At 50.1% G+C, this 22,425-nt stretch carries 20 protein-coding genes; 14 read left to right on the top strand and 6 right to left on the bottom strand.

Going from position 1 to position 22,425, the window contains the following annotated elements:
• Positions 1-4: 4 nt before the first annotated feature.
• From pepN to ribA, 3 genes are all read left to right on the top strand, one after another.
• Positions 5-2,683 (top strand): aminopeptidase N, encoded by a 2,679-nt coding sequence (gene pepN / locus ACO0K3_RS19030; protein ID WP_422987351.1) that lies wholly within the window; start codon positions 5-7, stop codon positions 2,681-2,683.
• Between the two features lie 79 nt (positions 2,684-2,762).
• Complete coding sequence (locus tag ACO0K3_RS19025) at positions 2,763-3,764, top strand: class 1 fructose-bisphosphatase (RefSeq protein ID WP_422987349.1); 1,002 nt, start codon at positions 2,763-2,765, stop codon at positions 3,762-3,764.
• A gap of 313 nt (positions 3,765-4,077) precedes the next feature.
• A complete protein-coding gene (ribA, locus tag ACO0K3_RS19020; RefSeq protein WP_422987347.1) occupies positions 4,078-4,710 on the top strand; it encodes a GTP cyclohydrolase II in 633 nt (210 codons plus the stop codon).
• A 133-nt stretch (positions 4,711-4,843) separates the two neighbouring features.
• On the opposite strand, the gene ACO0K3_RS19015 is transcribed toward ribA, so the two are convergent.
• The 4 genes from ACO0K3_RS19015 to zwf all read right to left on the bottom strand — a co-directional run bounded on the left by ACO0K3_RS19015 (position 4,844) and on the right by zwf (position 9,136).
• On the bottom strand, positions 4,844-5,785 hold the full coding sequence (locus ACO0K3_RS19015; RefSeq protein WP_422987345.1) for a DedA family protein/thiosulfate sulfurtransferase GlpE: 942 nt from the start codon (positions 5,783-5,785) through the stop codon (positions 4,844-4,846).
• 97 nt (positions 5,786-5,882) lie between these two features.
• Positions 5,883-6,779 (bottom strand): SIS domain-containing protein, encoded by an 897-nt coding sequence (locus ACO0K3_RS19010; RefSeq protein ID WP_422987343.1) that lies wholly within the window; start codon positions 6,777-6,779, stop codon positions 5,883-5,885.
• A 211-nt stretch (positions 6,780-6,990) separates the two neighbouring features.
• Positions 6,991-7,662, bottom strand: coding sequence for a 6-phosphogluconolactonase (gene pgl / locus ACO0K3_RS19005; RefSeq protein WP_422987341.1), 672 nt, complete (start codon positions 7,660-7,662; stop codon positions 6,991-6,993).
• 4 nt (positions 7,663-7,666) lie between these two features.
• Positions 7,667-9,136 carry a glucose-6-phosphate dehydrogenase gene (gene zwf / locus ACO0K3_RS19000; RefSeq protein ID WP_422961450.1) on the bottom strand — a complete coding sequence of 490 codons (1,470 nt, stop codon included), beginning with the start codon at positions 9,134-9,136 and terminating at the stop codon, positions 7,667-7,669.
• A 406-nt stretch (positions 9,137-9,542) separates the two neighbouring features.
• Between zwf and edd the strand changes: the two genes are divergently transcribed.
• The 7 genes from edd (at position 9,543) to ACO0K3_RS18965 (ending at position 18,653) form a co-directional block, all read left to right on the top strand.
• Positions 9,543-11,405: a phosphogluconate dehydratase gene (gene edd, locus ACO0K3_RS18995; protein ID WP_422987339.1), complete on the top strand. Its 1,863-nt coding sequence runs from the start codon at positions 9,543-9,545 to the stop codon at positions 11,403-11,405.
• A 68-nt stretch (positions 11,406-11,473) separates the two neighbouring features.
• Positions 11,474-12,112: a bifunctional 4-hydroxy-2-oxoglutarate aldolase/2-dehydro-3-deoxy-phosphogluconate aldolase gene (eda, locus tag ACO0K3_RS18990; protein WP_422987337.1), complete on the top strand. Its 639-nt coding sequence runs from the start codon at positions 11,474-11,476 to the stop codon at positions 12,110-12,112.
• Positions 12,113-12,289: 177 nt separating this feature from the next.
• Positions 12,290-13,936, top strand: a complete 1,647-nt coding sequence (gene pgi / locus ACO0K3_RS18985; protein WP_422987335.1) for a glucose-6-phosphate isomerase — start codon at positions 12,290-12,292, stop codon at positions 13,934-13,936.
• Between the two features lie 267 nt (positions 13,937-14,203).
• The gene (ppc, locus tag ACO0K3_RS18980; RefSeq protein ID WP_422987333.1) at positions 14,204-16,984 is read left to right on the top strand and encodes a phosphoenolpyruvate carboxylase; all 2,781 of its coding nucleotides are present in this window, start codon (positions 14,204-14,206) and stop codon (positions 16,982-16,984) included.
• 145 nt (positions 16,985-17,129) lie between these two features.
• A complete protein-coding gene (gene mobB / locus ACO0K3_RS18975; RefSeq protein ID WP_422987331.1) occupies positions 17,130-17,684 on the top strand; it encodes a molybdopterin-guanine dinucleotide biosynthesis protein B in 555 nt (184 codons plus the stop codon).
• Positions 17,685-17,711: 27 nt separating this feature from the next.
• Positions 17,712-17,912 (top strand): YjfB family protein, encoded by a 201-nt coding sequence (locus ACO0K3_RS18970; RefSeq protein WP_422961443.1) that lies wholly within the window; start codon positions 17,712-17,714, stop codon positions 17,910-17,912.
• A gap of 324 nt (positions 17,913-18,236) precedes the next feature.
• Positions 18,237-18,653, top strand: coding sequence for a hemerythrin domain-containing protein (locus tag ACO0K3_RS18965; protein WP_422987329.1), 417 nt, complete (start codon positions 18,237-18,239; stop codon positions 18,651-18,653).
• Positions 18,654-18,746: 93 nt separating this feature from the next.
• Here the strand turns inward: ACO0K3_RS18965 and ACO0K3_RS18960 are convergent, their stop codons facing one another.
• Together ACO0K3_RS18960 and ACO0K3_RS18955 are read right to left on the bottom strand one after the other, a co-directional pair.
• Positions 18,747-18,962 (bottom strand): RNA-binding S4 domain-containing protein, encoded by a 216-nt coding sequence (locus tag ACO0K3_RS18960; protein ID WP_422987327.1) that lies wholly within the window; start codon positions 18,960-18,962, stop codon positions 18,747-18,749.
• 131 nt (positions 18,963-19,093) lie between these two features.
• Positions 19,094-19,372: a hypothetical protein gene (locus ACO0K3_RS18955; protein WP_422987325.1), complete on the bottom strand. Its 279-nt coding sequence runs from the start codon at positions 19,370-19,372 to the stop codon at positions 19,094-19,096.
• Positions 19,373-19,626: 254 nt separating this feature from the next.
• On the opposite strand from ACO0K3_RS18955, the gene ACO0K3_RS18950 reads away from it, so the two are divergent.
• The 4 genes from ACO0K3_RS18950 (at position 19,627) to ACO0K3_RS18935 (ending at position 22,145) form a co-directional block, all read left to right on the top strand.
• On the top strand, positions 19,627-19,878 hold the full coding sequence (locus ACO0K3_RS18950) for a DUF2282 domain-containing protein (RefSeq protein ID WP_422987323.1): 252 nt from the start codon (positions 19,627-19,629) through the stop codon (positions 19,876-19,878).
• A gap of 16 nt (positions 19,879-19,894) precedes the next feature.
• Positions 19,895-20,761 (top strand): DUF692 domain-containing protein, encoded by an 867-nt coding sequence (locus ACO0K3_RS18945; RefSeq protein WP_422987321.1) that lies wholly within the window; start codon positions 19,895-19,897, stop codon positions 20,759-20,761.
• Complete coding sequence (locus tag ACO0K3_RS18940; protein WP_422987319.1) at positions 20,758-21,591, top strand: putative DNA-binding domain-containing protein; 834 nt, start codon at positions 20,758-20,760, stop codon at positions 21,589-21,591. Before ACO0K3_RS18945 ends, ACO0K3_RS18940 begins: the two co-directional genes overlap by 4 nt.
• 89 nt (positions 21,592-21,680) lie before the next feature.
• Positions 21,681-22,145, top strand: coding sequence for a DoxX family protein (locus ACO0K3_RS18935; RefSeq protein ID WP_422987317.1), 465 nt, complete (start codon positions 21,681-21,683; stop codon positions 22,143-22,145).
• Positions 22,146-22,425: the final 280 nt, after the last annotated feature.

Here is a 22,425-nt window from a genome sequence, read left to right as displayed (position 1 = left end):
ACTCATGCGTACAGACACTGCTGATACACCTGTCACTATCTTCCGCAAAGATTACATCGCCCCCGGTTATTGGGTTGATACTGTTGAAATGGGTTTTGATCTCGACCCGGACGCGACACATGTCGCCACCCGAATGGTCATGCGCCGTAATCACGATAGCAGCGAAAAAGATATTGTTCTGTTCGGTGAATCACTTAAATTGCTGCAATTGCGCTTGAACGGCGTCAATCTGAAAAAATCGGCCTACAAAATCGAGGGTGAGATACTACGTATCGCGAATGCGCCTGATGAAGTCACGCTGGAAATTGAAACACTGATCAAGCCGGTCAAGAACACCTCTTTGTCCGGACTGTACACATCGAATCACAATTTTATTACCCAATGCGAGGCAGAGGGTTTCCGCAAAATCACCTGGTTCCCGGATCGCCCTGACGTCATGGCGAAATACACCGTGATGCTGCGTGCAGATAAAAAGAAATATCCAGTCTTGCTGTCCAACGGCAATTTGATTGAAGAAGGTGATCTCGGCGATGGCCGTCATTATGCGAAATGGGAAGATCCTTTCAAAAAACCGTCCTATCTGTTCGCACTGGTTGCCGGAAAACTGGTTTGTCAGGAAGAAAAATTCAAGCTCAAATCCGGCCGGAAAGCTTTGTTACAAGTCTGGGTAGAGGACGGCAATCTGGATAAGACCCAGCATGCCATGGATTCTCTGAAAAACAGCATACGCTGGGACGAAGAACGCTTCGGCCTTGAGCTGGATCTCGATCGTTTTATGATTGTCGCGACTGGCGATTTCAATATGGGGGCGATGGAAAACAAGGGCTTGAATATTTTCAATACCAAGTTTGTCCTGGCGAATCCGCGCATTGCTACTGACGTTGATTACGCCGGTATTGAATCCGTAGTCGGTCACGAATATTTCCATAACTGGACCGGTAATCGCGTGACGTGCCGCGACTGGTTTCAGTTGTCCCTGAAAGAAGGATTAACCGTCTTCCGTGATCAGGAATTTTCTGCCGATCTGGTTGGCACCGCCACTGGCCGTGCTGTCAAGCGTATCGAAGATGTGCGTTTGCTGCGTCAGGTGCAATTCTCTGAAGATGCCGGCCCGATGGCACATCCGGTACGTCCTGATTCCTTTGTCGAAATCAATAATTTTTATACTGTCACGATTTATGAAAAAGGTGCAGAAGTTGTGCGCATGTATTACACCTTGCTGGGACATGACGGTTTCCGTAAAGGCATGGATTTATACTTCCAGCGGCATGATGGCCAAGCGGTGGAATGTGATGATTTTCGCGCTGCGATGGCCGATTCATCCGGCCGTGATCTGACACAATTTGAACGCTGGTATAGCCAGTCAGGTACGCCACGTGTGAAGGTCGAGACCCGATTTGATGCAGAAGCCAAGACCTATGACATCACGTTGACGCAATCGAGTTTGCCAGTGGCTGGTCAGACTAAAAAACTGCCTTTCCATATTCCGGTTGCGGTTGGTTTGCTGGATAAAGCAGGTAAGGATATACCGTTGCAGCTTGACGGTGTCAGTTCCGCTGACGCACCAGCTACCTTGGTATTAGAGTTGACTAAGGCGAGCCAGACTTTCCGTTTCACGGGAATTACAGAACAGCCGACGCCGTCGATCTTACGTAACTTCTCCGCGCCGGTGGTTCTGGAAATTAATTATAGTGACGAAGAGCTGGGTCATCTGCTCGCGCACGACAGCGACCCGTTCAACCGTTGGGAAGCAGGTCAGCGCCTTGCAACACGCCGTCTGGTAAAACTGACCAAGGCAGTCCAGCAAGCCGAAACGCTGGAGCTCGATACGATGTTCGTCGATGCGTTACGCAAAACATTGAACGACAAAACACTGGATCCTGCTTTCCGCGAACTGGTCCTGACCTTGCCTTCGGAAGCGATGATTGCCGAGGAGTTTAGCGTCGTCGATCCGCAAGCGATTCACGAAGCCAGAAAATTCATGCGCGCTAGTCTGACCCAGCATTTGAAAGCCGATTTCCTGACTGCCTATGAAGAAAATCTGACTCCGGGCAAATACAGCCCGGATGCAGTTTCTGCAGCGAAGCGCGGACTCAAAAATCTGTCTCTCTCTTATCTTCTGGAATGGCCGGATGATGCCACTTTTGATCTGGCTAAAACGCAATTTACAGAGGCAGAAAACATGACCGATCGCTTAGCAGCATTGACTGCGTTGACGAATTTTTCAGGCTCGGTAAAAAATACCAAGTCCGCTGCGCAAGCGTTGAATCAGTTTTATAAAGAATTTAAAAAAGAAGCATTGGTAATCGATAAATGGTTCATGCTGCAAGGTACGGCGCGTACGACGGATGTGGCAAAAGTCCGCGAATTGATGAAGCATCCGGCCTTCACCCTGAACAATCCTAATCGCGCGCGTAGTCTCGTGTTCAGCTTCTGCAATGCGAATCCATCACGGTTTCATGCGGCTGATGGCAGTGCCTATGCTTTGTGGGCGGAACTGGTGATCTCGCTCAATAAAATCAACCCCCAGGTTGCCGCCCGTCTGGCGCGCAGCATGGATCGATGGAAAAAATATCCAAAGAATTTGCAAGCCCATATGAAGGTCGCGCTGCAGAAAGTTGCAGATACCAAGAACCTGTCGAAAGATGTGCTGGAAGTCGTTAGCAAGGCTTTGGCTTCTTAACCGTGACGGCTAAATTATTGATGAATTTATTGACGAATCTATCCTGGGTAATGAACCGCCGGGATAACAAAGGAAACTCATGAAACGTGTCAGTCTCACGCAATATCTGGTTGAAGAACAACGCCTGAACAATTCTATTCCTGCTGAATTGCGCCTATTGATCGAAGTTGTTGCACGTGCCTGCAAGACCATCAGTCATGCTGTTGGTAAGGGCGCTTTAGGCGAGGTGCTGGGAACAGCAAGTACCGAAAATATTCAGGGCGAAGTGCAGAAGAAGCTCGACATCCTGTCGAATGAGATTTTGCTCGAAGCAAACGAATGGGGCGGTCATCTGGCGGCGATGGCATCGGAAGAGATGGAAAGCATTCATCCGATTCCAAATCGCTACCCGATGGGCGAATACATGCTGCTGTTCGACCCGCTGGATGGCTCCAGCAATATTGATGTGAATGTGTCCATCGGTACGATTTTCTCCGTACTGAAAGCACCTGAGGGCATGGCTGCACCGACTGAACAAGACTTTATGCAAGCGGGTAATAAGCAGGTCGCTGCCGGTTATGCTGTGTATGGTCCGCAAACAGTGCTGGTACTCACCACGGGCAATGGCGTGAATTGCTTTACGCTGGATCGTGAAATGGGTTCCTGGGTACTAACGCAACGCAATATGCAGATCCCGGCAGACACCAAGGAATATGCGATCAATGCGTCGAACACCCGTCACTGGCATCCGCCAGTCACGCGTTACGTGAACGAGATGCAGGCTGGTGTTACTGGTCCGCGTGGCAAAGATTTTAATATGCGCTGGATTGCATCAATGGTGGCGGACGTTCACCGTATTTTGAATCGCGGCGGTATCTTTATGTATCCTGCGGATGCACGTGAACCGGACAAGCCAGGCAAACTGCGTCTGATGTACGAAGCTAATCCTATGTCTTTCATCGTTGAGCAGGCAGGTGGCGCATCGACCGACGGCAAGCAGCGTATGCTGGATATCCAACCTGAAAAACTGCATCAGCGCGTGCCGGTTTTTCTCGGCTCAAAAAACGAAGTGGAACTGGTCACGCGTTACCATCAGGAATAAGGCAACTTCAAGAATTCAGTAAGAGCAAAAGTAAAAACAGATCTGCTCTCTTATTAAAACCCACGAAAACCGTGGGTTTTTTTATTGATGCCTGAGTACGCTTGGAAATTCCGGATGTGCCCATATATCTTGGAAGTAAGCAGATAAAGTCAGGTGATTTGGACGAACCGCTCTAGAGCTTGTGCGCCATCAGGGTGCAAAAGTCCGTGGTCGTTTATACTCTTGCCAATGCGGTTCATCGCCATCATTACAAAAATAGTAACAAAGCAAATCATTTTGCGTAAGTCCATTCAGAATAATCCGTGAGAAATTTATGTCTAGCATTGACACGCCTGTGAGTATTTCAGCTCAGGCATTAGAGTACGTAACGTCCTGCAATTTGCCGACGACCTGGGCAACTTTTCAGATGCATGCCTTTGTGGAGCCGGATACCGGTAAAGAGCATATCGCTTTAAGCTTGGGTGACGTTGCAGACGGCGAGCCAGTGCTGGCGCGTATACATTCCGAATGTCTGACTGGCGATGCTTTGTTTAGCTTGCGCTGTGATTGCGGACCTCAGCTAGAAATGGCATTACAAAAAATTGCGCAAGAGGGTCGTGGCGTGTTGCTGTATCTGCGTCAGGAGGGCCGTGGGATTGGTCTGCTGAACAAGGTACGCGCTTACCACTTGCAGGACCAGGGCGCCGATACCGTCGAGGCAAATCAGCAACTCGGTTTTGCCGCTGATCTGCGCAACTACAGCTTATGCGATCCTATGTTAAAACATCTGGGGATCAGTTCCCTCAAACTGATGACGAACAACCCTCGCAAAATTGCCGCGATGGAAGGTCTGAAAATTACAGTCAAAGAACACATCCCGCTGATCATCCGCCGTAATCCGCATAATGAGCGCTATCTCAGCACCAAGGCGACCAAATTAGGGCACCTGATACAGCCAGAACTGTGATGAGTGTTGGACGGTCTTGATTTGACAATGTATCAGGGGTCTTAGCTGAAACCAGCTAAGACCCCTGATACATTATGGCTGTAGATTATGCAGATCGTACAGCTACGCCCTCAGCTTATCTTCGGCTAAGCGGTCATGATGGATAGGTATGGATTTCGTGACCAGCTTCTACCCAGGCATCTAAGCCGCCAAGTAATGGCCGCGCCCGTTTATAGCCACGTCCCATCAACAGTTTTACCATCTGTGCTGCAGAGGCTTCGTTCGGACAATTGCAATACACCACAATATCGCTCTCTGGCCGGACATGCGGGATCAGTGTTTGCCACTCATTCAGCGCAATCATCTTTGCCCCCGGAATATGCCTTGCGTCGAGAGTACGCACCGATGGTGAGCGAATATCGACGATCACCGGTGTGTTACCAGAATCCATCATGTCGACCAGCTCATTGACGCTGATGCGGGCGATGGCCAGAATTTTCTGAAAGCGCCAGCGCTGCCACCATTTATAGCTGATGTACGCGAGCAAAGCGATGCCGGCGATCAGCAGCGCGCCATTACCCAGTCCCATAAACTGACGGCTGATCAGCTCAATATCCGGATGGAATAACCAGCCAAAGCCGATTGCCAGGCTTGCCCATAAAAATATTCCGATCGCATCAAAGAATAAAAATGCCAGTCGAGGCAAGCGCAACGCTCCCGCCATCGGCGCGACGATCAGAGACAGGCCAGGGATAAATTTCGCCACCAGCAGCGTGGTCAATCCCCAGCGTTCAAAACGCGTCTCTGTCTGGCGCACGCAGGAGTCCGGTGACAGCGACAGTCGGCATAAAAAAGTCATGACCCGCAAACCGTGACGCTGCCCAATCAGATACCACACCGTGTCACCGATCAGACTTGCCAATACCGTTACCGCCAGCAAGGCCGCCAGAGACACGTGACCATCGGCTGCCAGTGTGCCTGACACAATCAGCGTCGGCACCGTCGGAATCGGCAGCCCCAATTGCATCAGCAAGACATTGCTAAAGACAATGATCAGGCCGTATTGATGGGCGAGTTGTATCAGGGTTTGCATCATGGTGGGAAAGTGGCCTAGTCGCTAACATGGACATAATTCATCATTGTATGACGATCTGCCTTTTTGTGATGCGGTACTGCTTTATTCAGGACTTACTCTATTTTGAATCGAGCCGTTTTTCGCTGATGCTGGCCTTGGCACGCTCTAGCATATCAATTGCTGCCGGGCCTCGCTGCAGAGTGACCGCGACGGCGAGGGCGTCGATGTAGGTCAGGTGGGCGAGGCGCGAAGTCATCGGGGTGTAGATATCGGGATCTTCTTCGACGTCGACACTGAGGTGGACGTCAGCGAGTTCCGCCAGCGGGCCGCCACTGGCGCATAGCACCAGCACTTTGGCACCGGCACCTTTGGCGAGCTGCACGCTGCGTATCATGTCGCGGGTGCGACCGGTACGTGAGAAGGCGACGACCACACAATCACTGTTTAACAAGGATGCGGATTGCGCCTGTAAATGGGCATCGCAAAAGACAGTCGTAGGAATGCCGAACCGGAAAAATTTTAACTGCGCATCGATTGCCAGCGCACCTGAATAACCAAGACCATAACATTCAATCCGGCGCGCACGTGACAGCAGGTTGACTGCGGCTTCAAAGCTTGCAGTGTTGGCTGAATTACGAGCTTCCATCAATGCGGCAATGGTGCGGTCAAATACTTTTGGTAGCACATCACGTACCGAATCGGCCTGATTGACATCAAGATGCAAAAACGGAATGCCGGTCGCCAGACTCTTGGCAAATGCGAGCTTAAAAGTCTTGAAGCCATCAAATCCCATCGACTGTGAAAAGCGTGCAACCGTGGGCTCGCTGACATCACAAGCCTGCGCCAGAACGCGGATCGACATCTCTAGTGCATCATGCGGTTTCTGTAATAAAAACTCCGCAACCTGCCGCTCGGCACGACTCAGCGCCGTACTGGCAGTACGTATGCGCGCCAGCAAACCTTTTTCAGAGGGAATCGGCTTTGGATCGAGAAGACGGGATGCAGAATTTGGCATGGCTTTTTATAATCACTTATTGTTATCCGAGATTGTCCATCAGGCACACTCTCGGTGCTATTTGAGCGCTGACGGCGTATTTGCCAGTTGTGGTGCGGTTGATTCCTTGCTCATGTTAGCCATGAGCGCTGCAGTCAAATCAAAATCCACATCAAAACTTCCTCGGCAAATATCTCTGTCATCATCTCAACTCCTTATGAGCAATTTCGGATTATGGACACCAAAATACGTCAATATCGCAACGGGCTTCATGCAATAACGCGGCGACGGGTAAAGATGTTTCTGCTGCATTTTCCAGAACACGGCGCTTCTCTGCTCCAGTGATCACGAGCCAGATCCTGTCTGTATTCAGCAAGCGTGGCAGTGACAGAGACATGCGGCTTTGGCGGGTTTGCGGATGCAGTGCTGCCAGACAAGCCAGGTCATCATGCTGAGTTGGTGCGCCGGGAAATAGCGAGGCAATATGCCCATCCGCACCCATGCCGAGCAAGACCGCGCTGAACGCTTGCGGAATCTGTTCGTCCAGACGATGACTGATCGCTTCCGTCGCTACCTCTGGTGTACGCGCGGCATTTTTCAGCGAGATCAATTTCCATTGCTTGCCATACGATTGCGCCATGCTTTGTTTGAACAGGCCTTCATTACTTTGCGCATCCGCATCATCCACCCAACGCTCATCAGTCGCAACCAATTTCACGTTATTGCTGTCACGATGCGACAGCAATTGATCGAGTCGGCGATATAGAGGCGCAGGCGTGGAGCCGCCTGCAAGGGCAAAATAGGCTGGGAGCCGCGCCAATGCTGCGGTATCGATAATGCCTAACCATTCAGCAACCAGGGCTTCGCTGAGTTCCTCAAAGCTGGCAAAGCTATGTAGCACCATGCTCTCAGCCTTCAACATATTCTTCACCCCAGGCTGCACCGTTTTGCGCAAGCAAATAACTGGACGCCGATGGACCCCAGCTACCGGCGATATAGGATTTCAGTCCTTCGCTATCGTTCTGCCATGCAGTCATGATCGGGTCAATCCATGCCCATGCCGCACCGAGCTCATCATCACGCACGAACAGCGTCAGATCGCCATGCATCGCATCAAGTAACAGGCGTTCATAGGATTCAACCCGGCGTGAATTCGAGGCTTCAGCAAAATCCAGATTCAGGGCGACGTCGGATAAGCGTATGCCTTCACCTGGTTCTTTGGCTTTTAAAAACAGTTGTACGCTTTCTTCCGGTTGCAAAGAAATGACCAGGCGGTTCGAGCGTAAATTACTTTGTGAACTGCCAAAAATCGAATACGGAATCGGTTTGAAATTAATCGTGATCTCAGCGCTGCGACTCGCCATGCGCTTACCAGTGCGCAGATAAAATGGCACGCCAGCCCAGCGCCAGTTATCGATCTCTGCCTTGATTGCAACAAAGGTTTCCGTGCGCGACGCAGGTGGCACGCCAGGTTCCGCCTGATATGAAATCACTGGCTGACCATCAACCGCACCAGCGCGATACTGGCCGCGTACGGTTTTTTTGCTGATATCTTCCGGAGTAAATTTACGCAGGGCGCGCAGCACTTTAACTTTTTCATCACGGATCGCATCGGGATTGGCATTGACTGGCGGTTCCATTGCAACGATAGAGACGAGTTGCAGCAAATGATTTTGCACCATGTCGCGCAGAGCACCGGTACGATCGTAAAAGTCGCCGCGTGATTCAACACCGACTTGTTCTGAGATCGAAATTTGTACGTCCTGGATCGATTTGCGATTCCATAGCGGTTCGAGAAACGCATTGGCGAAACGCAAGGCCAGCAGATTTTGCACCATCTCTTTACCGAGGTAATGATCGATACGATAGATCTGGTTTTCGCGCAGATAGCTGCGTAATGAAGCATTAATTTCTTTGGCCGACTGAGCATCGCGGCCCAGCGGTTTTTCCAGCACGACACGGGCGTTACCTTCGACCAGGCCATGCTTGGAGAGTTGTTCTACGATAGGGACGAACAGATCGGGGCCGGTCGCCAGATAGAACAGCGTCGCATTGGTATCGCTGGTTTTGATTTGTTTTTTAAGCGCATCAAAGTCGCTGGCTTCGCGCGCATCGATTTTGGAGTAATGCGTCAGCGCCAGGAAGGCGGCTGTTTTTTCGCTGTGACCCGCATCTTTATCCTCGGTCTTGGCGCCATACGATTCTATGCTGGCCGCGACACGGCTGCGGAAGTCTTCATCGGACAAGGCCTCGCGTGCGGCACCGATAAATTGAAAATCAGCATCCAAACGACCATTGACAAAGGCGCTATACAGGGCAGGGATAATCTTGCGCTTGGCAAGATCGCCGGTGCCGCCAAACAATACAAATGTGGTCATGCTGACTCCAAGGTTGTTCTGAGTTGTAAATGATGATGTCGACAGAATAAACAGGCATTGCGATAGCACGGTGTAGGCGCTATGTTGCCCGGGCTTTTTAGCTGTATTCAGGGTACTCAGCCGCACCTGAGCATACTTTTTTACTTAATTTTTTGCTTAACTTATCCATACTTATTTTACTTATGCTGGTAAAGCCCACTGATGAAACGCATTTATATGCCTTACGCATTGCTTTTATTTTTCTTGATTATGCCAGAATCTAATCAAAAATGTAGTTTCATTACGATAAATTTGTCATTTTTACGTGAAATTCATGAAAATATTTGATTAACTGAAAGTTTGTTACAGAAATTTAGGTTTTATGCTATCTTTACAGTATCCGAAAAAAGCATGAGGCTAGTCTGCCATGACAACATCTACTTCCGCACTGATCACACCAGAAATTCATCCCGTCGTCGCCCGCGTTACGCAGCGTATTGCTGAGCGCAGCAAGACTTTGCGCAGCGCCTATCTGGCGCGGATTCAGAAAATGGCGGGACGTGGTCCGCGCCGCGCAAGTCTGTCTTGTGCCAATCAGGCGCACGCCAATGCCGCGATGGATAGCGGCACCAAGATCTGGCTGAATCAGGCGCAAAAACCGAATATCGGTATCGTCACTGCCTACAACGACATGTTGTCCGCACATCAGCCTTACGAATCCTATCCGCAACAAATCCGCCAGGCAGCCTTGCGCTTTGGCGGCACCGCGCAAGTCGCCGGTGCAGTGCCTGCGATGTGTGACGGCGTGACGCAAGGTCGTCCTGGCATGGAGTTGTCGCTGTTTTCGCGCGATGTGATTGCGCAGGCGACCGCGGTGGCTTTATCGCATGACGCTTTTGACGCTACTTTATGTCTGGGAATCTGCGACAAGATTGTGCCGGGCTTATTGATCGGTACGCTGGCATTCGGCCATTTGCCAACTATTTTTATTCCTGCAGGTCCGATGGGGTCTGGCCTGTCGAATAAAGAGAAAGCTGCCGTGCGTGAGCGCTATGCCCAAGGCAAGGCAACTAAAGAAGAACTGCTGGCGGCCGAGAGTGCGGCGTATCACAGTGCTGGTACATGTACTTTCTACGGAACCGCAAATAGTAATCAGATGCTGTTAGAGGCGATGGGCTTGCATCTGCCTGGTGCCGCTTTTGTCCATCCGAGCGATCCTTTGCGCCACGTACTGACCGACGCGGCGGTCGAGCGCATATTGCAATTGACCGAGCACAGCGGCAACTACACACCGATTGGCGAATTGGTGAATGAAAAAACTATCGTCAATGCCGTGATTTCTCTGCTGGCAACTGGTGGCTCTACTAATCATACGATTCACTGGATTGCGGTAGCGCGTGCTGCCGGTATTCTGATTGACTGGCAGGACTTTGATGAATTGTCGTCAGTGATCCCGTTGCTGACCCGTGTTTATCCGAACGGCACGGCAGATGTGAACGCGTTTGAAGATGCAGGCGGACCGACATTTGTCATTCGTGAATTGCTGTCTGCTGGCCTGATGCATGCAGATGTTAAAACGGTATATGGCGATCAAGGTCTGGCAGGGCATATCAATCGTCCGGCACTGGTCGAAGGTGCCGCTGGCAATCAAGTTCAGTGGCACGCTTCTCCGGCAGTTTCTACAAATAAAGACGTCGTGCGGAATGTGACGGAGCCGTTTGCTGCGACGGGCGGCTTACGTCTGTTGCAGGGCAATCTCGGTCGTGCGATTGTGAAAGCCTCTGCCGTGCCGGAAGACGCATGGATCGTGCGTGCGCCGGCAATTGTATTTGAGTCACAGGACGCATTAGTTGGTGCATATAAAGCAGGTCAGTTGAACAAGGATTTTGTCGCTGTCGTGATTTTTCAGGGGCCGCAGGCAAATGGAATGCCAGAGCTGCATCACTTCACGCCGGTGCTCGGCAGTCTGATGTCGGCGGGTTATAAGGTTGCGCTGGTGACGGATGGTCGTATGTCCGGTGCCAGCGGCAAAATTCCTGCGGCTTTGCATGTGAGTCCCGAGGTTGCACAGGGTGGACCGCTAGGCAAAGTGCGCGATGGCGACCTGATTGAAGTCAATGTTCATACGGGTGAGCTGCGTGCTCTGGTCGGTGAGGCGGAATGGGCAAGTCGTACAGTGCGCCAGCCATCTGCTACCGAGACTTTTGATTACGGCCGTGAGTTGTTTGCCGCGCAGCGCCGGGTCGTGACAGCGCCTGAACATGGCGCATCAACCTTGTTTATTGATTAAGCGATTAAGCGGCTAAGCGACTAAGCAATTAAAGCATCATTTACCTATACAGCGGGAGCGAGACCATCATGATTCACACCAAACAAAGCATCATTCAGCAATTAGAACAAATCCGCGTGTTGCCGATTCTGGTGACGGATGATGTGGATCAGGCGATTCGTTGTGTAACGACTCTGGCAGAAAACGGTTTGCCCGCGGTTGAGATCACACTGCGTACGCCGAATGCAATGACGGTATTGCGTGAAGTGGTGAAGGCTTGCCCGGATGTGACGGTCGGTGCCGGAACGATTTTGACCTATGCGCAACTGGATGCCGTGAAATACGCCGGTGCCGCATTCGGCATCAGTCCTGGCATCACGCCGGCACTGGCAAAGGCAGCGGCAGAGTCAGGCTTACCTTACTTCCCCGGTGTCGGTGGCGCGAGTGACCTGATGCTGGCGCTGGAGCATGGTTTTGATGTGGTTAAGTTGTTCCCCTCCGATATCGTCGGCAGTACCAAAATGGCCAAAGCTTTAGGCGGTCCTTTCCCTGATGTGCGTTTTTGCCTCACTGGTGGCGTTGCGGTTGAGGCGACGCCCGCGTTGCTGCAACAAAAAAATATCCTGTGTGTCGGCGGCTCTTGGATGTGTCCGGCCAATCTGATCAATGCGGGCGACTGGCAGGCTATCGGCAATTTGGCGGCACAGGCTGCCGCCGCGGGTAAGTAACCGGTCTAGTTACTACCTAAGTAATATACTGGTAGGGTGTATAGGATTATTTTTCTTAACGCACTAATGAATATGAGCGGATAAGAGGGTAATAATCAGATACTCCCTATAAAGCGATTCATTCGCTGGCTCTTTTTTCATTTTTTTGATCTCCTCGTCACTCTAAAGCAATCGATCATGGTTACCTCTGTTTCCCGTACTCCTCTTTGGTGTCTGCTGCAACAACGCGCGACCAATTTGCCTGGTCTGAAAGAATTATTCCGTGCCGATCCGCAGCGCTTCACGCATTTTTCTGCATCGGCTTGCGGCATTTTGCTGGACTATTCCAAACAGCGTATGGATACCACGGCGAAACTGAATTTACTGGCGCTGGCGAGGCAGCAAGATGTCGAGAGCCGTCGCGATGCGATGTTGCGCGGCGAAGCAATTAACCACACCGAAAATCGTGCGGTATTGCACACGGTATTACGCTTGCCCAAAGGTGAGTCGTTTTATCTGAACGGTGACAATATTGCCGCAGACGTACATCAGGTTCTGGCGCAGATGCGTACTTTTAGCGACGCCGTGCGCGAAGGTCGCTGGCTCGGTTATACCGGCAAAGCGATACGTACGATTGTCAACATCGGGATCGGTGGTTCTGATCTTGGTCCGCAAATGGCCTGCATTGCGCTGGCACCATGGTCACAAAAAAATCTATCCCTGCATTTTGTGTCGAATGTCGATGGTCGCCATGTGGCTGACGCGTTGAAGAACGCTGACCCTGAGACGACTTTATTCGTGGTGGCGTCGAAGACTTTCACGACAATGGAAACATTGACCAACGCCCGTACTGCACGTCAATGGATGTTGGCGCACGGTTGTCCTGCCGATCAGATCCGTCAGCATTTTGTCGCGCTGAGTACCAATGTGAAAGCCGCTGCAGAATTCGGTATCGCTGAAGAAAACGTATTTCCATTCTGGAATTGGGCTGGTGGCCGTTACTCGATGTGGAGTGCGATTGGCCTGTCGATTGCCCTGTACGTAGGGGCTGACCGGTTTGAAGAAATGCTGGCTGGCGCGCATGAGATGGATCTGCATTTTGCGCAAGCGCCGCTGGAGCACAATCTGCCGGTATTGATGGCATTGATCGGTGTCTGGAATATTAATTTCCTCGGTCTGCAAGCCTTGTCGATTGCACCGTATCATCAGCGGATGACGCGCTTGCCTGCGTATTTGCAGCAACTCGAAATGGAGAGTAACGGCAAGTCTGTGACCAGAGAAGGGCAGCGCGTCGATTACGCCACGTCACCGATTTTGTTCGGCGAAGCAGGCACCAATGGTCAGCATGCTTACTTTCAGTTGTTACATCAGGGCGCGACGATTATCCCGACGGATTTTATTGTGGTTGCTGATGATGATGCAGGGTTGCCAAGTCACAATAAAGCCTTACTCGCCAATTGCTTCGCGCAATCCAAAGCGATGGCGTGGGGCAAGGATATTAGCGAAGTGCGTGCCGAATTGGGTGATTTACCTGAAAAGGTACTGGCGCCGCGCGTCTTTGAAGGTAATCGTCCGACGTCGACCTTGTTGCTGGATTCATTGACGCCGCGTTCACTCGGCGCACTGATCGCTTTGTATGAACACAAGGTGTTTGTGCAATCCGTGATCTGGGATATCAATGCATTTGATCAGTGGGGTGTCGAACTGGGTAAATCGCTGGCGCAACAGCTGATCAGCCTGGATCCATCTTCTGTTAAAGAAGATGACGACAGCTCTACCCGTGGTTTGTTAAATGCCATCGGTAAGCGCGATAAGCTGACGATGCAACCGAGTAAAGCTGCATAGAAAGCGGCATAGCAGTCACGAAATACACATGCATCGAAACACAGAAATATCGACTATCTGTTTGGTCTGAACAGAGCGCTCTGAATCGTTGTAAGTTGTCCGTCATGTTATTGCGGTAGTCTGATCTTGGTATGTTTAATGCTCTACATATTGCAGTGGTGCTCGCTCCTTTGCTCGTGCTGTTGTGCCAGACTGGTGTAAGGCATGCAAAGATCGACAAAAATTTTTCATCTCCCGATTTCCTTTCGTCTCATAAAATCTGCCCGTATGAATGCACATCTCCATCCAAAAATCGATCTGACCGAAGACGACAAAGACCAAAGCCTGCGTGACGATATCCGCCGCCTTGGCCGCATACTGGGCGATACCGTGCGCAACCAGCACGGCGACCAGATTTTTGATCTGATCGAGACAGTACGGCAAAATTCGATCCGCTTTCGTCGTGATGCCGATGAGGCAGCGCGTGAGGCGCTGGAGTCGACACTCGATACGCTGACAAATGACCAGACTACGCAAGTGATTCGGGCGTTTAGTTATTTTTCGCATCTGGTCAATCTGGCAGAAGATCAGCATCACATCCGCCGCACCCGCAAGCATCTGATCGCTGGTTCGGCACCGCGTGCCGGTAGTCTGGCGCATACGATTGAGTCGCTGTACAACACAGGACATAGTACGCAGCAATTGCTTGATTTTTTTCAGACTGCGGAAGTCAGTCCAGTGCTGACGGCGCATCCGACCGAGGTGCAGCGTAAAAGTATTTTGAATTGTCAGATGGTGATTACACGTCTGCTCGATGAGCGTGACCGTATGCAATTGACGCCGGAAGAATCTGCTGCGAATGAAGAAGCACTCAACCGTGCTGTGCTGACCTTGTGGCAGACCCGTATGTTGCGTACCTCTAAATTGTCAGTGCTTGATGAGGTCGAAAACGGTCTGAGTTTTTATGACTATACATTCTTGCGCGAATTGCCAAGTCTGTATGCCGGACTGGAAGATCTGCTGAGCAGCAAAGAGGGCAATAAGCAGGCAGTTGATTTGCCAAGCTTCATGAAGATGGGCAGCTGGATAGGCGGTGACCGTGATGGCAATCCGTTTGTCACCGCCAGCGTATTAGAAAAAACACTGGCAATGCAATCGAACCGCGCGTTCACTTTTTATCTCGGTGAACTACATACGCTGGGTTCGCAACTGTCGATGGCAACTTTGCTGGTGAATGTTTCACCAGACTTATTGGCATTGGCGCAGCGTTCGCCTGACCACTCACCACACCGCTCAGATGAGCCCTATCGCCTGGCGGTCAGCGGTATCTATGCACGCCTGGCAAAGACCTATAAACAATTACTCGGTACGGAGCCGGCGATTCATGCATCGGGCGATGCGGAGGCGTATACAAGCGCAGAAGAATTGGTAGCCGATCTCGATGTCGTGCATCAATCCTTATTTGATAACGGCTCCGCCGCTTTAACGCGTGGTCGTTTGCGCCATCTGCGCCGTGCTGTGCGGGTATTTGGTTTTTATCTTGCGCCGATTGATTTGCGTCAAAATTCCGATGTACATGAGCGTGTTGTTGCGGAGTTGCTGGAGGCCGCCAATCCAGGTACCAATTATCTGCAACTGAACGAAGAACAGCGCATTGCTTTGCTGGCAGAAGAGATTGCATCAACCCGCCCATTGGCATCGCCGTATCTCGAGTATTCAGAAGAAACGCAGTCCGAACTAGCCATCTACCGTGGTGCGCGCACGGCGCAGCTGCGCTACGGCAAAGGTGCGGTACCCAATTGCATCATCTCCAAGACCGATGGCGTCTCCGATATGCTGGAGCTGGCGGTGCTATTGAAAGAAGCGGGCTTATTGCATCCGCTCGAAGGCAGCCTGGACGTCAATATCATTCCTTTGTTTGAGACGATTGGTGACTTGCAAAACAGTGCGCCTGCGATGGACCGATTATTAGCATTGCCTGCCTATGCGCGCCTGCTGGCAAGCCGGGGAAATGCGCAAGAAGTCATGCTCGGGTATTCGGACAGTAACAAGGACGGCGGTTTCCTGACTTCTGGCTGGGAGTTGTATAAGGCTGAGCTGGATCTGGTCACGATCTTTGCCAAACATCAAGTGCGCCTGCGCTTATTCCATGGTCGCGGTGGCTCGGTCGGTCGCGGTGGCGGACCTAGTTATCAGGCGATTCTGGCGCAGCCGGCGGGTGCGGTGCAAGGACAAATACGTTTGACTGAGCAAGGTGAAGTCATCACCGCGAAGTACGGTAATCCGGAAGTCGGCCGCCGTAATCTGGAGGTACTGGCAGCGGCGACGCTGGAAGCCAGTTTGCTGTCGCACTCAGAGCCAGAGCCGCCCGCAGAGTTTTTAAAAGTCATGGAAGAGTTGTCGGATCACGCCTTCCGCGCGTACCGGAATATGGTGTATGAGACTGAAGGGTTTGAGCAATATTTCTGGGAGTCTACCGTGATCTCTGAGATCGCCGGATTGAATATCGGCAGTCGTCCGGCATCACGTAAAAAATCGACCGCGATTGAAGATCTGCGCGCTATTCCCTGGGTATTTAGCTGGTCACAGTGTCGCCTGATGCTGCCTGGCTGGTTTGGTTTTGGTTCCGCGGTACAAAGTTACCTGAAGGCCCATCCGGAGAATGGTTTGCAGACCTTGCAGGCGATGTTTAAGACCTGGTCATTTTTCTCAACGGTGTTGTCGAATATGGAGATGGTGCTGGCCAAGAGCGATATCGGTATCGCCAGTCGTTACGCCCAGCTGGTGAAAGATGAGGCATTACGCGACCGGATTTTCTCGCGTCTGAAGGCTGAGCATGAGGCAGCGATTGCTGCGTTGACAGCAATCTCTGGCCAGTCCGAATTGTTGTCGGCAAATCCTTTGTTAAAACGCTCGATCAGTAACCGCTTTCCGTATCTCTCACCTTTGAATCACGTGCAGGTTGAATTGCTCGAGCGTTATCGTAACGGCGACCCGGATGAGCGCGTGCGTCGCGGTATTCACTTGTCCATTAACGGTATTGCGGCAGGTTTGCGAAATAGCGGCTGACCGGCGATTCTGATGGATACTTGTTGAGATTGCGTGAGGTACACCAGGTGCCTGAACAATAATTCAATGTAAAATCTGTGCGCTTGTTTGCTGAACCTGATTGAGCAAGCGTGTAAAAACGGACTACATTGATTTAGGAATCTGGATGTCAAACCATTTACTGGGTATCGTCGGCTGGTCCGGCAGCGGTAAAACGACTTTGCTGGAATATCTGATTGCTGCTCTTTGCGGCAGTGGTTTGAAGGTGAATGTGGTCAAACACAGCCACCATGACATTATTCTGGAACCCTCGCACAAAGACAGCGCCCGTTTTCGCCGTGCTGGGGCAAATGAAGTTTTGCTTGCATCGCCATTTCGCTACGCGATTACCAGCGAGTTGCGCGAACAGAATGAGCCGGGTTTGCTGGAATTACTGCCCAGACTTGCGCCTTCAGATTTGATTTTGATTGAGGGGTATAAGTGGGAAGCGATTGCTAAAATCGAAATCCACCGCCCCGGCCTAGGCAAGCCTGCCTTATATCCGGATGATCCACACATTGTCGCGGTAGCATCAGATATTCCCAGGCCAGAAGGTCTGAGGGCAGATCTGGTCTGGCTGGATTTAAATCTGCCTGAGCAAATACTTGCCTGGATTCAATCGTCTTTAGCAAAAAATTTATTCTTGCATGACCCTAAAGTAGAGATGGAAGTACGCCGATAACTGAATACCAAGTTATGGGAGATTGTCATGGATGTTACAGGAATTGCCAGTGTATCAACAACTTTGGCGGACGTGGGCATTAGCCAGGCAGTCAGTGTTGCCGTTTTGAAAAAAGCCTTGGATGTCAGCGCCGAAAGCGCGACCGCATTGATCGAAGCGATCCCGGATAATAAGGCGATATCGAATTTGCCACCAAATCTCGGAAGAAACATCAATACGACAGCCTAGATAATCTAGTTAATCATTCGTAGCAAAAAGCACAGCCTTCGCCGCTGTGCTTTTTTTATGATTGCGAGGAGACGGAAATTGATGAGGGTTTTTTATCCTGCCTCAAGCGAAAAAATCTTGGATCAGTGATAATCCTGAAAACGATAGTTGATCTCTCTTGATCACTCAGTATTGTCCGGAGAGTCAAGCGGGCATTGAGGTTCACGGTATTCTCAGTGGCACATTTTGATGCTGGGTGATTGCAGGATTGTCTGTTCAATACGGTTCAATCATCGTTGTCAGAATAATTTCACCGATATGTAGATCGAGTAAAAAAGGATAAGTATGAGCGATACCAACTGGGGCTGGTCAGACCGACTAAAGTTGCAGTATGAGCCAATGGACGAGACACATCAGGAGTTCGTGATGTTGTGCGCGGCATTGTCAGAGGATAACCCCGATACGTTTATTGCAAGACTAGATGCATTAATTGCGCACTCGGTAGAGCATTTTGAACAAGAAAATCAATGGATGAAGAGCAATGCATTTCCGCCTGCTGGTTGTCACATGACTGAGCATGATGCTGTCTTGCAAGTCATGCGTGAGGTCCGCCGCCGTATCGTCGAAGCAGGAGAGATGGACCTAGCAGCGAGGCTTGCCGAAGAATTGCCGCTATGGTTCGAACACCATGTCGATACGATGGACAATATGCTGGCGCGTTTTATGACAAGTGACGCGATCACGGCAGCTCAGCCAGCCTAGGTAAAGCTTACGGACATTTTTCGACGGCAGGTGAATCTACCTGCCGATGCGAAGATCAGTAGTTAAGCACTCCAGTAGTTAAGTACTCATTAATTAAGCACTGACTTTGATCCGGACGTCACCCAAGATCACGATTTGACCCGCACGGATTTTGGCCGTTTTACGTAACTCTTGTTTTCCGTCTACTTTCACTGAGCCGCTGGCGACGATGACCTTGCCAGCGCCGCCGCTGTCGCACAGGCCAACGAGTTTTAATAACTGGTTGAGTTCTACAAACTCACCTTCGAGGCTAAAGCTAAGATCTTGCATAATGTTCCTGATTGGTTAACATAGATTATGATCGTTGAGGAGTATAAAAGCTTTTTTGCAATGCCCGAATAAATCCCCTGCCGACTCATCTGCCGCACTCCGCACGTCTGGTGAGCGGCTGGCAGGATACACTAAATTGCCTTCGCCATCTGAATTTCAGCTTTGTCCAGCCATAGAGCAAGCTGAGCTAACAGCTCATGCTGACTGAATGAACAGCTCTCTTCGCTAAACAGGCTGCCTGATTCTAATCTACCCAATAAATTTTCCATCACCTCTGCATACCGTTGCGGTAGTTGCTGCGTCACAGCATGATCAACACGCCATTCCTGGCAGAATTGCATAACGGACAGATCTTGCTGTTGCAACAATTCTAGCGTCTCTCTTAAGCGCATCAGATTTCGAGTTGTCATTTAGGTGGACTAGTTTGATGGTGAAGTGATCGTAATAGTATCGTTCGCGGATTTTTTACCATTATAGTGAATCTGATCCTCAAAGCCTTGCGTAAAGATCAAAGCAAGGTATCGATAGCAGCTATGAGAAAAGTAGATGGCGACATTTTCTCAAAAAATGTGTAAGGTATCTTGGCTTTGCCCGACTATTGATCGTAAGTGATTTTTATTAGTCTTTTTTACGATTCTTTCTTTAAATTTTTCAGGAGATAAACATGAATAACAAGGCATTGATCGCAGTCGCATTAGCAAGTTTAGTGGGTTCTACAGTGGCGTTGGCAGCAGAGCCAGCAAAAACAGAAAAATGTTTTGGTATCGCTAAAGCTGGTCAAAACGATTGCGCAACCAAAACAGGTTCTCATTCCTGTGCAGGTCAGGGCAAGAAAGACATGGATCCAAATGAGTGGAAAAAAGTCCCTGCCGGTACTTGTGAAAAAATGGGCGGCAAGGTAGATAGCAAAGCTTAATTTAGCAAGATAGTAATTGAGCTTTATTTCCTGCTCAGTGCAGCAAGCCAATCCCGACCTCGGCGTCGGGATTGGCTTGCGTAGTCAGCACTATCGTGATTTTCTACATGCCTCTGTTGATATCGGCTGGCTAGAGGTTCATTCAGAAAATTATTTTGGTGATGGCGGTTATGATCTGCATGTATTGCAGACTCTACGTCAGGATTACCCTGTCAGCCTGCATGGTGTGGGTCTTGGTCTGGGCTCCGCGCAGGGGTTTAGTCAAACTCATCTGCATAAACTCAAAAAACTTGTACATCGAATCCAGCCTGCTCTAGTATCCGAACACTTATGCTGGGGTGCTATTGCGGGGCGTCATTTAAACGATTTGCTTCCCCTCCCATTAAGACAAGATGCTCTGGCATTGATGTGCGAACGTGTTGATCAGTTACAAAACTTGTTGCAAAGATCCGTCTTGATTGAAAACGTATCGACCTATCTGCGTTTTGCCGAAGACGAGATGTCTGAGGCTACGTTTCTGGTCGAACTTGCGCGTCGTACCGGCTGTGGCATTTTACTTGACGTGAATAATCTCTTCGTCAATCAGCATAATCACGGCGAGAGCGCCGATGCCGCGCTACTGGAATTGACCCATCTTCCAAAGGGTGTGATCGGAGAGATTCATCTCGCAGGACATTTGCGTAGTGACGATTGCCTTATCGATCATCACGGTTGCAGCGTTGCTCCTGAAGTCTGGGGGTTATATGAAAGAGCTTGCACACTGTTCAGTCCAGATATTCCGGTGTTGATTGAATGGGATACGGATATTCCTGCATTACCGGTGGTACTGGCGGAGGCCGCCAAAGCTGGCCTGTACCGCGCTAATGCCAAGGTGGTTGCATGACAGCGAACAATCCGCCCCTGCTTAATCCGGCGAATAGAGCTACACTGATTGAATTGCAATTACGATTTTCTGAGAGCTTGATTGCTACCATATCTGCTTCTAAACTGAATGCAGCGCCACACCCAGAGCTGAATATATTTAGCACCAAGCCCTCGCAGATCACATCGCGGCTTGCCACTTATCGGGGCAATCTGACGGCAATCTGGAGTCAGACTTTGAAAAATGTCTATCCCGTACTCCATCAATTAGTCGGTGACGAATTTTTTGGACAAATGGCCAGAGAATATGGTCGCCGCTATCCATCAACTTCGGGTGACCTGAACGAGTTCGGCGTTTCTCTGGCGACTTTTCTAGAAGATGAGGAATTCGGTGTGTCTGCGGACTATCCTTACTTTTCAGATGTCGCAAGAGTAGAGTGGCTATTGCATCAGGCCTATTATGCTGAGGACAAATCCACATTACATTTGTCAGAGCTAATCAGCCGCTTTGGCGCGCAATTCGCTGATGCATCGCTGGAACTGCATCCTTCGTATAAATTAATTGTATCGGACTGGGCTAGCGCTGACATCTGGCTTGCCCACCAAAATATCGGCAATGAGATGTTTCCCTCAGAGATACAGCGCAAAAATCACATCTTGATTCATCGTCAAAAGTGGACGCCTGCTCTCCACGTCATCGATACCGCGTCTTATATCGCTTTGCAAGCTTTGTCGCAGGGAAGAAATCTTGGAGAAGCCCTGGAACTTGCTGTTGAATGTGATGCGGAATTCCCAATTACTGAGCGCCTCCAGCAATGGTTTCAGTGGGAATTATTTGTACTGACGAGTTAAATTCCACGGATATATTGTAAGAACTCCTCTTCAACTCCGACTAATGATCTACAGGAATCCTGATATCAATCAATTAAACGGAGAAGAATATGAATCAATTTTTACGCCTGCACCAACTGACGACGCAATTCGATCATATGCTAAAAGAATGGGGTGGCGCTCTGCTGAATCTGGGATTGCGTGTTTTCGTAGGCTGGCAATTTCTAAAAGCAGGAATGATCAAAGTCCAAGACTGGGAGGGAACACTGTCTTTGTTCCGTGAAGAATACACCGTACCTTTACTACCCCCTGAGTTAGCAGCCATCATGGGCGCGGGTGGCGAGCTGTTTTTACCAATACTTCTGATCACAGGATTATTTTCACGTCCTGCTGCGCTCGGACTGTTTGTCGTGAACGCAATGGCAGTGATTTCGTATCCTCAACTCTGGAAATTTGAATGCCCTGCAGCGATCAATGATCATTTGTACTGGGGATTACTACTTCTGGTTTTATTGGTATTCGGCGCAGGAAAGTTCTCTTTGGATAGCCGTATTCAATCGTCGGCACAAACCTGATCTCGTTAATAGTCGGCAACTGGTGCTCAGGATGGGCATCGGTTGAGTAGCGTATGAATGATTTATTTATCCTGTACTTTTTATCTGTTACCTTAAGCGCTCCCACCATATTTCCACGTAGTTAGGCTTTAGCTTGAATGAGCGATGGTAACTTTCGTCCTGATTTAACTGGCTATTTTATTAAAGTCTCCCGTTTTTTTTCTGATCGATTGTATTATTGGTACGTATTCCTCTGTTGTAATACGCTTGACTTCAATGGCAGTAATCTTCGTCTTAGACA

The sequence above is a fragment of the Undibacterium sp. Rencai35W genome (assembly GCF_049340185.1).
Taxonomy (GTDB): Bacteria; Pseudomonadota; Gammaproteobacteria; order Burkholderiales; family Burkholderiaceae_D; genus Undibacterium.
This window is presented reverse-complemented; position numbering and strand designations above follow the sequence as displayed.

Bases quoted from the DNA above. Each gene is read 5' to 3' on its own strand.
- ACO0K3_RS18970 (WP_422961443.1), top strand. From the start codon at position 17,712: ATGGATGTTACAGGAATTGCCAGTGTATCAACAACTTTGGCGGACGTG.
- mobB (WP_422987331.1), top strand. From the start codon at position 17,130: ATGTCAAACCATTTACTGGGTATCGTCGGCTGGTCCGGCAGCGGTAAA.
- ACO0K3_RS18940 (WP_422987319.1), top strand. From the start codon at position 20,758: ATGACAGCGAACAATCCGCCCCTGCTTAATCCGGCGAATAGAGCTACA.
- zwf (WP_422961450.1), bottom strand. From the start codon at position 9,136: ATGACCACATTTGTATTGTTTGGCGGCACCGGCGATCTTGCCAAGCGC.
- ACO0K3_RS18935 (WP_422987317.1), top strand. From the start codon at position 21,681: ATGAATCAATTTTTACGCCTGCACCAACTGACGACGCAATTCGATCAT.
- ACO0K3_RS18950 (WP_422987323.1), top strand. From the start codon at position 19,627: ATGAATAACAAGGCATTGATCGCAGTCGCATTAGCAAGTTTAGTGGGT.
- ppc (WP_422987333.1), top strand. From the start codon at position 14,204: ATGAATGCACATCTCCATCCAAAAATCGATCTGACCGAAGACGACAAA.
- ACO0K3_RS19015 (WP_422987345.1), bottom strand. From the start codon at position 5,785: ATGATGCAAACCCTGATACAACTCGCCCATCAATACGGCCTGATCATT.
- ACO0K3_RS19025 (WP_422987349.1), top strand. From the start codon at position 2,763: ATGAAACGTGTCAGTCTCACGCAATATCTGGTTGAAGAACAACGCCTG.
- eda (WP_422987337.1), top strand. From the start codon at position 11,474: ATGATTCACACCAAACAAAGCATCATTCAGCAATTAGAACAAATCCGC.
- ACO0K3_RS18960 (WP_422987327.1), bottom strand. From the start codon at position 18,962: ATGCAAGATCTTAGCTTTAGCCTCGAAGGTGAGTTTGTAGAACTCAAC.
- pgl (WP_422987341.1), bottom strand. From the start codon at position 7,662: ATGGTGCTACATAGCTTTGCCAGCTTTGAGGAACTCAGCGAAGCCCTG.
- edd (WP_422987339.1), top strand. From the start codon at position 9,543: ATGACAACATCTACTTCCGCACTGATCACACCAGAAATTCATCCCGTC.
- ACO0K3_RS18955 (WP_422987325.1), bottom strand. From the start codon at position 19,372: ATGACAACTCGAAATCTGATGCGCTTAAGAGAGACGCTAGAATTGTTG.
- pgi (WP_422987335.1), top strand. From the start codon at position 12,290: ATGGTTACCTCTGTTTCCCGTACTCCTCTTTGGTGTCTGCTGCAACAA.
- ribA (WP_422987347.1), top strand. From the start codon at position 4,078: ATGTCTAGCATTGACACGCCTGTGAGTATTTCAGCTCAGGCATTAGAG.
- ACO0K3_RS18965 (WP_422987329.1), top strand. From the start codon at position 18,237: ATGAGCGATACCAACTGGGGCTGGTCAGACCGACTAAAGTTGCAGTAT.
- ACO0K3_RS19010 (WP_422987343.1), bottom strand. From the start codon at position 6,779: ATGCCAAATTCTGCATCCCGTCTTCTCGATCCAAAGCCGATTCCCTCT.
- pepN (WP_422987351.1), top strand. From the start codon at position 5: ATGCGTACAGACACTGCTGATACACCTGTCACTATCTTCCGCAAAGAT.